The sequence below is a fragment of the Hyphomonas sp. genome, from assembly GCF_018402285.1.
GTDB lineage: Bacteria > Pseudomonadota > Alphaproteobacteria > Caulobacterales > Hyphomonadaceae > Hyphomonas.
Genome location: NZ_JAGYJH010000003.1, coordinates 180016 through 192501, shown reverse-complemented (window position 1 = coordinate 192501; position 12486 = coordinate 180016). Strand labels below are relative to the sequence as shown.

At 63.2% G+C, this 12486-nt stretch carries 14 protein-coding genes; 8 read left to right on the top strand and 6 right to left on the bottom strand.

Features of this window, described 5'->3' with window-relative positions; genetic code table 11:
* Positions 1 to 9: 9 nt before the first annotated feature.
* On the bottom strand, positions 10 to 654 hold the full coding sequence (locus KG722_RS03385; RefSeq protein ID WP_213269470.1) for an LON peptidase substrate-binding domain-containing protein: 645 nt from the start codon (positions 652 to 654) through the stop codon (positions 10 to 12).
* A 37-nt stretch (positions 655 to 691) separates the two neighbouring features.
* Positions 692 to 1579 carry a co-chaperone YbbN gene (locus KG722_RS03380; protein ID WP_213269468.1) on the bottom strand — a complete coding sequence of 296 codons (888 nt, stop codon included), beginning with the start codon at positions 1577 to 1579 and terminating at the stop codon, positions 692 to 694.
* A gap of 177 nt (positions 1580 to 1756) precedes the next feature.
* Between KG722_RS03380 and KG722_RS03375 the strand changes: the two genes are divergently transcribed.
* The gene (locus KG722_RS03375; protein ID WP_213269466.1) at positions 1757 to 2419 is read left to right on the top strand and encodes an outer membrane lipoprotein carrier protein LolA; all 663 of its coding nucleotides are present in this window, start codon (positions 1757 to 1759) and stop codon (positions 2417 to 2419) included.
* 237 nt (positions 2420 to 2656) lie between these two features.
* Positions 2657 to 3466 (top strand): exodeoxyribonuclease III, encoded by an 810-nt coding sequence (locus KG722_RS03370; RefSeq protein ID WP_213269464.1) that lies wholly within the window; start codon positions 2657 to 2659, stop codon positions 3464 to 3466.
* Here the strand turns inward: KG722_RS03370 and KG722_RS03365 are convergent.
* Entirely contained in the window at positions 3456 to 4142 is a 687-nt protein-coding gene (locus KG722_RS03365) for a response regulator transcription factor (protein ID WP_213269460.1), read from the bottom strand. The genes KG722_RS03370 and KG722_RS03365 overlap by 11 nt on opposite strands.
* 98 nt (positions 4143 to 4240) lie before the next feature.
* Between KG722_RS03365 and KG722_RS03360 the strand changes: the two genes are divergently transcribed.
* On the top strand, positions 4241 to 4747 hold the full coding sequence (locus KG722_RS03360) for a L,D-transpeptidase family protein (protein ID WP_213269458.1): 507 nt from the start codon (positions 4241 to 4243) through the stop codon (positions 4745 to 4747).
* Here KG722_RS03360 and KG722_RS03355 read toward each other — a convergent pair.
* A complete protein-coding gene (locus KG722_RS03355) occupies positions 4744 to 5412 on the bottom strand; it encodes a YggS family pyridoxal phosphate-dependent enzyme (RefSeq protein WP_213269452.1) in 669 nt (222 codons plus the stop codon). The genes KG722_RS03360 and KG722_RS03355 overlap by 4 nt on opposite strands.
* Before the next feature lie 4 nt (positions 5413 to 5416).
* On the opposite strand from KG722_RS03355, the gene KG722_RS03350 reads away from it, so the two are divergent.
* On the top strand, positions 5417 to 6058 hold the full coding sequence (locus tag KG722_RS03350) for a thiamine phosphate synthase (protein WP_213269450.1): 642 nt from the start codon (positions 5417 to 5419) through the stop codon (positions 6056 to 6058).
* Between the two features lie 45 nt (positions 6059 to 6103).
* On the opposite strand, the gene KG722_RS03345 is transcribed toward KG722_RS03350, so the two are convergent.
* Positions 6104 to 6556 carry an NtrZ family periplasmic regulatory protein gene (locus KG722_RS03345; protein WP_213269448.1) on the bottom strand — a complete coding sequence of 151 codons (453 nt, stop codon included), beginning with the start codon at positions 6554 to 6556 and terminating at the stop codon, positions 6104 to 6106.
* 73 nt (positions 6557 to 6629) lie between these two features.
* Entirely contained in the window at positions 6630 to 7811 is a 1182-nt protein-coding gene (locus tag KG722_RS03340; protein ID WP_213269446.1) for a porin, read from the bottom strand.
* A 122-nt stretch (positions 7812 to 7933) separates the two neighbouring features.
* Between KG722_RS03340 and KG722_RS03335 the strand changes: the two genes are divergently transcribed.
* The 4 genes from KG722_RS03335 to holA are packed head-to-tail and all read left to right on the top strand — an operon-like array spanning position 7934 to position 12475.
* On the top strand, positions 7934 to 8356 hold the full coding sequence (locus KG722_RS03335; protein ID WP_300998207.1) for a DUF3576 domain-containing protein: 423 nt from the start codon (positions 7934 to 7936) through the stop codon (positions 8354 to 8356).
* A gap of 50 nt (positions 8357 to 8406) precedes the next feature.
* Complete coding sequence (gene leuS / locus KG722_RS03330) at positions 8407 to 10974, top strand: leucine--tRNA ligase (protein ID WP_213269442.1); 2568 nt, start codon at positions 8407 to 8409, stop codon at positions 10972 to 10974.
* Positions 10971 to 11444, top strand: a complete 474-nt coding sequence (locus KG722_RS03325; RefSeq protein WP_213269440.1) for an LPS assembly lipoprotein LptE — start codon at positions 10971 to 10973, stop codon at positions 11442 to 11444. The genes leuS and KG722_RS03325 overlap by 4 nt, the downstream gene beginning before the upstream one ends.
* Positions 11444 to 12475, top strand: a complete 1032-nt coding sequence (holA, locus tag KG722_RS03320; RefSeq protein ID WP_213269438.1) for a DNA polymerase III subunit delta — start codon at positions 11444 to 11446, stop codon at positions 12473 to 12475. The genes KG722_RS03325 and holA overlap by 1 nt, the downstream gene beginning before the upstream one ends.
* The last annotated feature ends 11 nt before the right edge of the window (positions 12476 to 12486 follow it).

Here is a 12486-nt window from a genome sequence, read left to right as displayed (position 1 = left end):
TTCCGGTTCCTATTGCACCTGGCTGTCGCCGCCCGGCGCACTGCCGAACTCGAGGAGGGCCGTCAAGGCGGTTGCCCGCTCAGGAAGGGTAGGCGCTTCGAGCAGGGCCTGCTTTTCCATCGGTGTAAAGGGGCAACCCGAAGCCAGCGCGTGAACAAGGGTTTCCAGAGAGGCGTCTTCCATCGCCGACCAGTCAGCTTCGAGGCTGTTGGCGACAGCGTAGGCGCGGAACGCTTCGACGAGGGACTGGCGCACGCTTCCCTCCCCTTCCGGCGGGGCGGCGAGATCATGGGCGAAGCGGTCCCAGTCCGGCGTGACCTGCCGGTAAGGCGTCGTGACATCAAGCTCCCGCCGAATGGCGAAGCGGCAGACACCGGTGAGGGTGATCAGGTAACGCCCGTCCTGCGTTTCGGAATAGCCGGTGAGACGCCCGGCGCAGCCGATCTCAGCCAGAGCAGGCTGGTGGCGCGGGCCGCCGAGCGCCTGAACCATGCCAATGAGCCGCGAGCCGCTCATCGCATCATCGATCATGTTGAGATAGCGCGGCTCAAAAATGTTGAGCGGCAACTGCCATCGCGGAAAGACCAACGCGCCGGGGAGCGGGAACACGGCGAGCGTCGCAGGCAGGTCTGCTGTCTTGCGATACGGCGCCATATGATTTTCCTTTCGCCCGGCGCGGGCAGGTTTGAGCTTACGCGAACATCAGGGATGAGAGGCGGCGGCGGCCTTCGATCGTTACCGGATCGGTCGGGCCGGCGGCCTCGAAGATTTTCAGCAGCTTGTCTTTCGCCTTTCCGCCTTCCCAGTCGAGCTTGGCGGTGAGGATGATCAGGAGGTGATCGGCGGCGTCCTGGTATTTGCCGGCGGCGGCATATTGCTCGGCCAGCTCGAAGCGTTTGTCGTGATCGCCCGGGGTCGCCATGACAGCGGTGAGGGCAGCATCGAGTTCGCTTGGTGGCGGGGCATCGGCCATCATCTCAATGGCAAGGCGCACGCCCTTGATGGTGGAATCGTTTTTCTTGGCTTCCGGCACCATGGCGAGGGTGGCTTCGGCCTGTTCCTTGTCGCCATTGGCAAGGTGGCAGCGGGCAAGGCCCGCGATGGCGGCGATGTTTTCCGGCTCCTGCTGCAGGATCGCGACATAAATTTCTGCGGCAAGGGCAATGTCGCCCTGCTGGCTGGCGGCGTCGGCCTGCTTGAGGGCTTCGGCGATCATCTGTGCGTCGTCGGTGCCTGAGAGGAGCTTTTCGACGAAAGCGCGCACCTGGCTTTCGGGAAGCGCGCCAAGGAAGCCGTCCACCGGGCGGCCCTTATCAAAGGCGTAAACCGCCGGAATGGAGCGCACGCCAAGCTGGCCGGCATAGGCGGGGTGCTCTTCGGTGTTGATCTTGACGAGCTTGACCGCGCCTTTCTTGCCCTCGACCACCTTTTCCAGGATCGGACCAAGCGTGCGGCAGGGTCCACACCAGGGCGCCCAGAAGTCGACAATCACCGGCTGGGTCATGGATGCCTCCACGACATCGGCCATGAAGCCCTGGTCTGTACTGTCCTTGGTGTGCTGAAGCGCAGCGTTGCTCATGGAAACTCCCTCTGTTTCGGGCGCAAAGATGGGACGCAAGTCCGGCTTGCGCAAGCAGGCGGGCGGCTCAGCCGCAGTTGCCAGGTGAATTTATGCTGCTGGCCCTGTTTAGGCCCGGTTCAGGCGCTTAAGTGTAGCGCTGCTCCCCGTATGGTCATGTTAAAGGAGGCCAGAACGATGATGAACTTTTTTGCTCCCCTTGCCGCTGCCGCAATGATTGCCGGGGCCTCTCCCCTGCTACCGGCCCTGAAACAGGCGCCGGCAAGCCCAGTTGTGACCACCCCGGCCGTGGCCGCGCAACTGTCAGGCGCCGAGCGCGCCGCCGTGCTGAAGGAAGCATCCAAGGCGCTGGCGAGCGTGAAGACGGCCCGCGGCCGGTTCGAGCAGACTTCGCCCGACGGCACGTTGTCGACCGGCCAGTTCGCCATGCAGCGCCCCGGCAAGGTGCGGTTTGACTATGATGACCCTGTGCCGCTGCTAATGGTGAGCGACGGGACGACCGTTGCGCTGCAGGACGCCGACCTGGAGACGACCGACCGCGTGCCACTGGGCTCGACCCCGCTGTCGCTGCTCCTGAGTGAGCGGATGGACTTTGAAAGCCAGGCCGATGTGCTGGACGTGCGCCGCTCCAACGGGCGCACCAACATCACGGTCGAGGACAAGACTGGCGAGATGGAGGGCACCCTGACCCTCGTGCTGGCCGCGGCCGACAACTCGCTCGTGGGCTGGCGGACGACAGATGCCAACGGCGGAGCCACCTCGGTGATGCTGTCGAATGTCGAGACCGGGGCGAAGCTCAATCCGCGCCTGTTCATCCTGCGGGATTTCGACAACAACTGACACGAAAGCGTGATCGCGGTTACGGCGAGTTAATTTGGAGAAACTTGCTCGCCGTGACATAAATGACACATCGACGATAGGAAACTGCGCAGCACCGACCCCCCGCTGCGATACCTTCCTCCGCCGAACCGGGTGCGCGACATCCGGACATCAAGACGCATGCACCTGCGTCCGGCGCGCCCGAACTCCCCGCGTTCGGGCGCGTTGACGTTTCAGAGGCAGGTGTTAGCGAGGGGCATGACCCGCCCGATCAAGATCACGACCTGGAACATCAACTCGGTTCGCCTGCGGGCGCCGAATGTCGAAGCCTTCGTGGCGGCGGAAGGGTCAGACGTGGTGTGCCTGCAGGAAACCAAATGTCAGGACGGCGAGTTTCCGCTGAAGTCCTTCAAGGACATGGGTCTGCCCTATGTTGTGATGCGCGGCCAGCGGGGAGGCCATGCCGGGGTGGCGATCGCTTCGCGCCTGCCGCTGGAGCTGGTGGATACGCCTGATCTATGCCGGGAAAACCATGCGCGGGTGATCGCTGCGCGGCTGCCTTCAGGCCTCGAGATCCACAACATCTACCTGCCAGCGGGCGGGGATGTTCCCGACCCGGACGCCAATGACAAGTTTGCCCACAAGCTCGATTTCCTGGACCGGCTCGGCCCGGGCTACAAGAAGCTCAAGAAGGGCGTGAAGCGCGTCCTGGTAGGCGATCTGAATGTTGCGCCGCATGAGAACGATGTCTGGTCGCACAAGCAACTGCTCGGCATCGTGTCCCATACGCCCGAGGAAACCGGGCGCCTGGAAGATTCGCGCAAGTCAGCCGGGTTTGAGGACATTGCCCGGCTCGCCGTGCCCGATCATCAAAAGCTCTACACCTGGTGGAGCTACCGCGCGGCTGACTGGGCCGCTTCCAACCGGGGCCGCCGACTCGACCATATTTGGGCTAACAAGCTAGCGATGGAGGACGTGCAGGTCGGTTCCTATATGATCCACCCCATCTGGCGCGGGGGATGGAAACCATCCGATCATGCGCCGGTCAGCCTGACGCTCAAGGCCTGAGGCGGTAGCCGCCGGTATCAGTCAGCAGGAGCTGGGCGTTGGAGGGATCGGGCTCGACCTTCTGGCGGAGGCGGTAGATGTGGGTTTCCAGCGTGTGGGTGGTGACGGCTGCGTTGTAGCCCCAGACCTCTGCGAGCAGCGTCTCGCGGGCGACCGGCTTGCCCCCTGCCCTGTAGAGGTATTTGAGGATCTCGGTTTCTTTCTCCGTGAGCCGGATGCGGCGGCCTTCCTTTGTGCGCAGCACCTTGGTGGACGGGCGGAACTCATAGGGGCCGATGTCGAAGGTTGCGTCTTCGGTCTGCTCGAAGCTGCGCAGCTGGGAGCGGACCCGGGCAAGGAGGACGGCAAAGCTGAAGGGCTTGGCGACATAATCGTTCGCCCCGGCCTCAAGGCCTGCGACCGTATCGCTTTCGCCCGATCGGCCCGTCAGCATGATGACCGGGACACGAATGCCCTTCTCGCGCAGCTGGCGGCAGACTTCGCGGCCATTCATGCCGGGCATATCGACATCGAGGATCACCAGGTCGATGCGCTCTTCGGAGGCCTTTCGAAGGGCTTCCTCGCCGGAAGCGGCGGTAAGGGCTGAAAATCCGTCGCTGAGCTCGAACTGCTCGGCAAGGGTTTCGCGCAGATCTTCCTCGTCATCGACGATCAGAATGAACTTCCTTGCACTCATGTTTGTTTTCTCACCCTTCGCTGCGCTGATCACGCCAATCGCTTGCATAGAAAGGTGGCACCTGATTAGCCAATAACAAGAACGGGAGGACGGATCCCATGGCGCATTTCATTGCCTTTTCGGGGGGACGCTTACAGGGGCATGGCCTTTCGGTGCGCTGCGCGCTCGGCAAGGGGGGCGTGAAGGCGGCCGGCGAGAAGCGCGAGGGCGACGGCGCCTCGCCAATCGGCATCTGGCCCGTGCGCCGGGTCTGGTACCGGCCTGACAAGGGCCCTGCGCCGGAAACCGGTATTCCGGCGATTGCCCTGCGGCCGGACGATGGCTGGTGCGACGCGCCCGGGCACCGCGCCTATAACCGCCTGGTGACCCTCCCCTTCCCTGCCAGCCATGAGCGGATGTGGCGGGAGGACGGGGTCTACGACCTGGTCGTGCAGCTGGCATATAATGACGATCCGCCGGTATCAGGACAGGGCAGCGCGATTTTCCTGCATGTGGCGCGGCCAGATTATGTGCCTACCGAAGGCTGCGTGGCCCTGGCGGAGGGCGATCTTCGCGAGGTGTTGCGGCACCTTGAGGGCGGCTCGACCCTTGAGATAGGCGCCTAGGCTTTTGCCCGGTCGCCGAACAGGGCCGTGCCGACGCGGACATGGGTGGCGCCATAGCGGGCAGCAAGTTCGTAATCCCCGCTCATGCCCATCGAGAGGCTCAGCAAGCCATAATCGTGAGCGATCTTTTTCAAGAGGGCGAAATGGGGACCGGCAGGTTCATCGACGGGCGGAATGCACATCAGGCCCTCGACTGCCAGGCCCGCTTCTTCCCGCGCATAGCGGAGAAGATAGCCGACCTTTGAGGGGAAAACGCCTGCTTTCTGAGGCTCTTCGCCGGTGTTCACCTGGATGAAGAGCTTAGGACGGCGGCCTTCCTTTTCCATGGCATCAGCGAGCGCGCCGGCGAGTTTCTCTCGGTCGAGCGTCTGGATGACATCGAACAGGCGAACAGCATCAGCCGCCTTGTTAGACTGCAGGGGACCAATGAGGTGAAGGATGAGGCCCGGATGGCTTAGCCGCCGGTGGTCCCAGTGCTGCTGGGCTTCCTGGACCCGGTTTTCGCCAAAAACCCGCTGTCCGGCTGCGAGAATGGCTTCGATGGCCTCGTCCGGCTGGGATTTGGAGACCGCGATGAGCTCTGGCGCAGGATCGTGCGCGGCCGCCAGCGCAGCGAGGATAGCGACGCGGCGGTTGGCAATGTCCTGGTTCAGGTTATCAGTCATGGTGATGAGTGAGAAACCCCAATCCCGGCAGCGGCGCAAGGCGAGGATGGCGGCGCGCATTGCCGCGCGGCATTTGCCAGTGGGATTGCCGCCAGCGTTTTTCCTGACTGATCCGCAGCGGACGCCCGACCCGGAGACCATTGCGGCCTGGCTGCCGTCTGGTTGGGGGGTGATCTACCGGCATTTCGGGGCGGATGGCCGAGAAGCGGTGGCGCGACGGCTGCTGAAACTCTGCCGGAAGCGGGGGATTTTCTTCCTGATCGGGGCAGATGCTGCGCTGGCCGCTAAGATCGGCGCGGACGGGGTGCACTGGCCTGCGCGGATGGCGGGAACATCCCGCAAGTGGCGCGGGCGGTTCGAAATCCAGACAATGAGCGGCCATTTCGGGGACAATCCCAGCCATTTCCGGCCATTTCCGATCAATGCGATCCTTTTTTCGGCCGTGTTCCCGTCGCGCAGCACGAGCGCGGAAGATCCCATCGGCGCGCTGCGCTTTCGAAAGCTGGTGGCCGCCCTGCCCTACCCGGTCTACGCGCTTGGAGGCGTGAATCCAGATAATGGGCTCTCAATTGCGAAGGCGGCCGGACTGGCCGCGATTGACGGGTGGAAGTGTTTCGGGGTCCAAACGGATGACGAAAAAGGATGAAGCGGCCAGGAAGGAGCCGCCAGCAAACATGCGAGGGTCAGTGGATCAGAACTTGAAGGCGGACTTCAGGCGGATACCGGCTTCGACTTCCTGGTTTTCCCAGCGGGTTGAGGAGTCGAGCTCTTCTGCGCCGATGCGCACTTCACCGCCAACCGAGAGGCGGGGCGTAATGCGGAAGGTTGCGCCGGCCTGGACTTCCTCACGTGGGAGGTAGGTCTCACCCGGGCGGGTGACCTTGTCGAGATTTAGCTGCCAGCGGGAATCCTTGCCGATCTGGACCGAGAAGTCCTGATTGGGCTCTGCCTGCCATTGGAGTCGGGATTCAGGCGACTTGCCTTCGGAGAATTGGCGATACCATTCAGAACGGGCCGAATTGGTTTCCGAGAGGGTGGGTGCTTCCACGCGAATCGCGTCGCCCGTCACGCGTTCCTGCGAAACAGCCGGCAGCGCAAAAGCTGCAGCCGCTAAGGCAAAGGAAAGGACGATATCTGCGCGCATGATGGCTCCCAACCAGAGACGATAGTGAGGGAGGCCGCTTAATGGAAGATTAACATTCTGAAAAATCGGGGATTTACAGGGATCGTGTGATTTCGATCACAATGCCGCTGCTTCGCCCTTCGCGGGCGGCCAGGGGAAGTCCAGGTATCGAGCTTTCAGTATCCACCTCGCGCCAGCCCGCGGCAAAGCGCCAGGCGTCATCCGGGGACCAGGCAAGACCCAGCTGCCAGCTGTCACTTGTGAGGCGGGCAGCGTCATCTTCTGCGCCGGCGAGTTCTGCGACTGCCTCGATCTTGCCGAAGGGGACGGCAGCGGAGACGGCCCAGGCGGAATAATCGCCCGGCCGGCCGGAAACACCATTGTTCGATTCCAGATAACTGCCGCCGATGCGGAATTGCGAGAATTCTGCCGAGGCGCCCGCCGACCAGGTTTCAACATCACCGTAGAGCGTGGGGCCGGCTGGATAACGCGTGCTGGCCTGGCTGTAGGCGGCACCGGCGCGCAGGCGCACGCCGCTTTGCGGCAGGCGGCGGGAGAGGTTGAGGGCAACTTCAAAAGCGTTCTCAATCTCTGGCAGGGGGGCGCCGGGGAGGCTGCGTGCCGGATCCCGGTCAAGGCCGCGGCGATCAGCTTCGGGCGTGTAGGATACCCCGGCCCGCAGGCCAAGGATGCGGGGGGTGGCGTAGCTGAACTTGGCGGCGGGGCCGGTGAGATCATGATCTGTGCGGGCAATGACCTCGCCTGAGTGATCGAGCGCGGGATTGACGAGACCGGCATGGGCAAAGAGGACAGGCCCGCCTTCAAAGAAGCGGGTGGAGATGCCGTCATCTGCGCCTAGGCGCGCTTCGCCATATCCGCCGTCTATATAGATGAAGGCAGTCTCAAGGCTGAAGCGCAGGTCTGCGTCTTCTGCTGCCGGGCCGCGGGCAAGGCCGCTGAACGCACCGCCCGGGGCGTCCCCTGCCCCGGCAACAGAGGAGAAAACGCCGCTGAAACCGGCCCGCGCTGGGTGGTCCAACTGGGCTTCGAGGCTCGCCACCGCGCCGATCTCGGCCCCGCTCATCAGGACATAGTTGAGGGAGAGACCTGCCTTTGCGAAGCCAAGGGCAAACTCGTCTGCCTCTGGGGCGACGACCAAAGCGCCGCTGAAGCTGACATCCGTTTCGACCCCGCCGGGATCATCCCAGACATCCTGTGCGGCGGCGGCAGGCGCAAGCGCCGTCAGCGCGAGACAGAACAGGCGAGCGTTAAGCATCGGATGTTTCTCCCTTCCGGGCAGCATGGCGGAAACAGCCATGCGCATATCAATACTGGCGAGGCCACAACCCCCTTGTTATACACGGCCCGTCAACAAGGAATTGCACGCGGAAAATGAACATGATCAAGCCGATCCTCACTGCCGCCTTTACCGGCCTGCTGCTCGTTTCTGGCTGCCAATCGCGCAGCGGAGCCAATGATGGCCCTCAGGTGGTCCAGTCGGTCGGCGCATCGAACCCGTTCCTGTGGCGCGCCACGCTGGATACGATGGACACGCTTCCCATCCAGACGACCGACCCGATCGGCGGCATCATTGCCTATGACTGGAAGACCTTTCCGGACGCCCCGAACGAGCGGGTCAAGGCAACTGTATTCATCCTCGACTCCCGCCTGCGCGCCGACGGCGTGAAGGTGACGGTTTACCGGCAGGTGAACACCGAGGGCCAGTGGACGGATGCCGAAGCCGATCCGGAAACGGCAATCCAGCTGGAAAACAAGATTCTTGAACGAGCGCGACTTCTACGAACCTCGCAGATCGGCTAAAGCGCCGTTAATCGCCCGTAACGCTTCAATGCCTTTCAAGGGAGCCGCAGATGGCCACCCGTTATGACCCGCAAACAGCGGAACCCCACTGGCGTGAGGCCTGGGAACAGGCCGACATATTCCGGACCCGGTCGCCCGCCGAGGCACCCGGTGCGCCCAAGGCGTTCGTACTGGAGATGTTCCCCTACCCTTCCGGCCGCCTGCACATGGGCCATGTGCGCAATTATGCGATGGGCGATGTGGTTGCCCGCCACAAGCGCGCCAAGGGTTATAATGTGCTCCACCCGATGGGATGGGACGCGTTCGGCATGCCGGCGGAAAACGCAGCGATGGAACGCAAGGTGCATCCAGGCAAATGGACCTATTCAAACATCGCCTCGATGAAGGCGCAGTTCAAGAAGCTCGGCCTGTCGCTGGACTGGAGCCGGGAGTTTGCGACCTGTGATCCCGAATATTACGGCGCCCAGCAGGCCCTGTTCCTGAAGCTGATGGAAAAGGGCCTTGTCTATCGCAAGGCCTCGAAAGTGAACTGGGACCCGGTGGACAACACTGTGCTTGCCAATGAGCAGGTGATCGACGGGCGCGGTTGGCGCTCGGGCGCGCCCGTCGAACAGCGCGAGCTGACCCAGTGGTTCTTCAAGATTACTGCGTATGCGGATGACCTTCTGGAAGCGGTTCAGGAGCTGGAGCGCTGGCCGGAAAAGGTTCGCACGATGCAGGCCAACTGGATTGGCCGGTCCGAAGGCCTTGAGATGACGTTTGCCTTTGACGGGGCGGCGCCCGCCGGCTTCGAGAAAGGCATCAGCGTTTTCACCACGCGGCCAGACACGCTGTTCGGCGCGAGCTTTGTGGCGCTCTCACCGGATCATCCGTTGACACTTCAGCTGGCGGAACAATCGGACGCGCTGCAGGCGTTCCGGGCGAAATGCGCGCAGATCGGCACCAGCGAGGAAGCCATCGAGAAAGCAGAGAAGCTGGGCTTTGATACCGGGCTGACAGTTGCCCATCCGTTCGAGCCGGGACGGACGGTGCCGGTCTGGATCGCGAACTTCGTGCTGATGGGATACGGCACCGGCGCCATCTTCGGCTGCCCGGCGCATGACCAGCGCGACCTCGACTTTGCCCGCAAGTTCGGGCTGGACGTGTTTCCGGTGGTTCTGCCGTCGGGTGCAGACGCAGCAACGTTTGAAGTCAGCACCGAGGCTTATACCGGACCCGGACATATATATAAGTCAGGTTTCCTTGATGGCCTCTCCATCGAGGACGCCAAGCGCGCCGCAATTGTGAGGATTGAAAGCGCCGGCAAGGGCCAGGGCAAGGTGAACTACCGCCTGCGCGACTGGGGCGTTTCGCGCCAGCGCTATTGGGGCTGCCCGATCCCGGTGATCCATTGCGAGGATTGTGGGGTCGTGGGTGTTCCGGAGACAGATCTTCCCGTGCGCCTGCCCGAGGACGTGACGTTTGATGTGCCCGGAAACCCGCTGGACCGGCACCCGGACTGGAAGCATGTGAATTGCCCCAGATGTGGCAAGGCGGCGCGGCGCGAGACCGATACGCTGGACACGTTCGTGGACAGCTCCTGGTATTATGCGCGCTTTGCCAGCGTGGCCGATCCCGAGGAGCGCGCTTACTGGCTGCCCGTTGACCAGTATATCGGCGGGGTGGAACATGCTGTGCTCCACCTTCTCTATTCACGATTCTTTTCGCGCGCGATGCGGGATGTGGGCGAACTGGACCTGCCGACCGGCGAACCATTTGCCGGCCTCTTCACGCAAGGTATGGTGACGCACGAGACCTACAAGTCCGAGGCTGGAACATGGCTGGAGCCCACCGCCATCGAACGGAAGGACGGCCAGGTGATCGAGATTGCGACCGGGCTTCCAGTCAAGGTCGGCGCCATCGAGAAGATGTCGAAGTCGAAGAAGAACACGGTCGACCCCGACGCCATCGTCGCCACCTATGGAGCCGATGTGGCGCGCTGGTTTGTGCTTTCGGATTCTCCGCCCGAACGGGATGTCGAATGGACACAGTCTGGCGCCGAGGGCGCGGCGCGGTTTGTGCAGCGTATCTGGTCGTTCGTCGATGCCCTGCCGGAAACGGGCCCCTTCCCTGCCCCGGGGAGCGACGAGGCGTCGGTGGCCCTGCGCAAGGCAAACCACAGGGCGGTCGCCGCGATCGACCGGGCGATCGACGAGTTCCGGTTCAACTCCGCCATCGCGACGGTGCATGAATGGGTGAACACGCTGAAGAAAGCCGAGAGCGATCCGGCGACCGTCGGCGCGCGGGCTGAGGGCGCCGGCATGCTGGCGCGCTGCCTCGTGCCGTTCATGCCGCACCTGGCCGAAGCCTGCTGGGAGCGCCTTGGCGAGACAGACCTTGTTTCACAGGCAAGCTGGCCGGAGGTGGATGCTTCATTGGTGGTGGACGATACCGTGACGCTGGCGGTTCAGGTGAACGGCAAGCGGCGCGCGGAAATCACCGTGGCGAAGGATATGGCAGCCGGTGATGTGGAAGCCGCGGCCAAGGCGCTGCCTGAGGTGGCCTCCTTCATCGAGGGCAAGAGCGTGAAGAAAACGATTGTTGTGCCCGGCCGGATTGTGAATATCGTGGTCTCATGAAGTTCGTCCTGACTGCCCTCCTGCTCGTATTCACGGCCGCCTGCGGCTTCCAGCCGGTCTATGCACCGGTCAACGGGAAATATGCCGAAGGCGGGTTGATCGAGGTGGCTGCCATTGATGGACGCCAGGGGCACATGCTTCGCCGCGCGCTTCAGCAGGAGCTGGCCATCGGTGTTCCCGGGCTGACGGAGAAGGTGACGCTGACGGTCAATCTTGACAGCAATCTCAGCCGCCTCGCCCTTCAGCCTGATGGTGCCGCCTCGCGCTCCAGCATGCTTGCGACGGGCGTTTACCGGCTTGAGGGCGAGAATACCAGCATGACCGGACGCTCCTCAGTGGAGACCGGCTTCCTTGTTCCAGACTCGCCCTATGGCGATATCGCCGCACAGACCAATGCCGGGGACCGGGCGATGCGGGTACTGGCCAAACAGATTGCCGATGACATCCGCCTGAAATTCACGGGCGCCTGATGCTGCACAAGGGGCGCGCGGCGGAAGGTTTCGCCCGGCGGCCTGATCCGGAAGTCTGGGCCGTGCTCGCCTTCAGTGAAGATGAAGGCCTAGCCTATGATGCCGGACAGGCCCTGATCGCAGGATGGGGCGGCAAGCAGGGCATGGATGTCACGCTCCTCGACGACGATGCCATCAAGAAAGAACCCGCCCTGCTGTTCGACGCCCTCGAAGCGGTCTCGCTTTTGGGAGATGCAAGGGCGGTGCGCGTACGCACGAGCGGCGACAAGATTGCCGCCCTGCTCGGGGAAGCCATCGAGATGGGTGACGCAGACCCGGGGCGGTTTGCGACCAAGCTGATCATCGAAGCGGGCAGCCTTCCGGCAAAGTCCAAACTCCGCGGGGCGGTTGAAGGCGCGCGGCGGGCTGCGTGCCTGCAGCTTTTCGCTGAAGAGGAAGCCGATGTCGCGAGCCGGGTGAAGACCGCGCTGCTCGCCGAAGGGGCCGTCATAGACCCCCCTGCCCTGGACGCGTTCGTGGGCGATTTACCCGGACACCGCGCCCTCGCCAATTCGGAGATCGAGAAGCTTGCCCTCTATGCCCGCGGCCTTAGCCGGCCGCTGACCCTGGAAGACGTGCGCGCACTTTCCGCGACGGATGTGAAGCAGGCAATCTCCGGCGCCATCAGCGCAACGCTTGATGGCCTGCCGGGCGAGGCCCAGACAGCGCTCGACAAACTCACTGAGAACGGAACAAGCGGCATCTCGATTCTCCGCTCCCTGCAGATGGAAGTCGTCCGGATGCTGAGCGCGCATGAAAAGATTGCGGGCGGGGATGCCAATCCCGGAAAATATCTGCGCCCGCCGATCTGGCCGAATGAATGGCCCGCTTACCGGGCCCGGCTCGGCAAATGGCCGGCACGGCGCCTTATGCGCGTGATGGAGCGTATTCATGATGCCGAGCGCCAGATCAAGCTGTCCGGGCCTACGGGAGATCCGGTTATCCGTCTGCTGATAAACGATCTGGCCCGGGTTGCCGAAAAAGTTCGTTAACGGATTATTTA

What these genes read in the sequence shown, in the direction of transcription:
- KG722_RS03385 (WP_213269470.1), bottom strand. Translation starts at nt 654, where the DNA reads ATGGCGCCGTATCGCAAGACAGCAGACCTGCCTGCGACGCTCGCCGTG.
- KG722_RS03380 (WP_213269468.1), bottom strand. Translation starts at nt 1,579, where the DNA reads ATGAGCAACGCTGCGCTTCAGCACACCAAGGACAGTACAGACCAGGGC.
- KG722_RS03375 (WP_213269466.1), top strand. Translation starts at nt 1,757, where the DNA reads ATGATGAACTTTTTTGCTCCCCTTGCCGCTGCCGCAATGATTGCCGGG.
- KG722_RS03370 (WP_213269464.1), top strand. Translation starts at nt 2,657, where the DNA reads ATGACCCGCCCGATCAAGATCACGACCTGGAACATCAACTCGGTTCGC.
- KG722_RS03365 (WP_213269460.1), bottom strand. Translation starts at nt 4,142, where the DNA reads ATGAGTGCAAGGAAGTTCATTCTGATCGTCGATGACGAGGAAGATCTG.
- KG722_RS03360 (WP_213269458.1), top strand. Translation starts at nt 4,241, where the DNA reads ATGGCGCATTTCATTGCCTTTTCGGGGGGACGCTTACAGGGGCATGGC.
- KG722_RS03355 (WP_213269452.1), bottom strand. Translation starts at nt 5,412, where the DNA reads ATGACTGATAACCTGAACCAGGACATTGCCAACCGCCGCGTCGCTATC.
- KG722_RS03350 (WP_213269450.1), top strand. Translation starts at nt 5,417, where the DNA reads ATGAGTGAGAAACCCCAATCCCGGCAGCGGCGCAAGGCGAGGATGGCG.
- KG722_RS03345 (WP_213269448.1), bottom strand. Translation starts at nt 6,556, where the DNA reads ATGCGCGCAGATATCGTCCTTTCCTTTGCCTTAGCGGCTGCAGCTTTT.
- KG722_RS03340 (WP_213269446.1), bottom strand. Translation starts at nt 7,811, where the DNA reads ATGCTTAACGCTCGCCTGTTCTGTCTCGCGCTGACGGCGCTTGCGCCT.
- KG722_RS03335 (WP_300998207.1), top strand. Translation starts at nt 7,934, where the DNA reads ATGATCAAGCCGATCCTCACTGCCGCCTTTACCGGCCTGCTGCTCGTT.
- leuS (WP_213269442.1), top strand. Translation starts at nt 8,407, where the DNA reads ATGGCCACCCGTTATGACCCGCAAACAGCGGAACCCCACTGGCGTGAG.
- KG722_RS03325 (WP_213269440.1), top strand. Translation starts at nt 10,971, where the DNA reads ATGAAGTTCGTCCTGACTGCCCTCCTGCTCGTATTCACGGCCGCCTGC.
- holA (WP_213269438.1), top strand. Translation starts at nt 11,444, where the DNA reads ATGCTGCACAAGGGGCGCGCGGCGGAAGGTTTCGCCCGGCGGCCTGAT.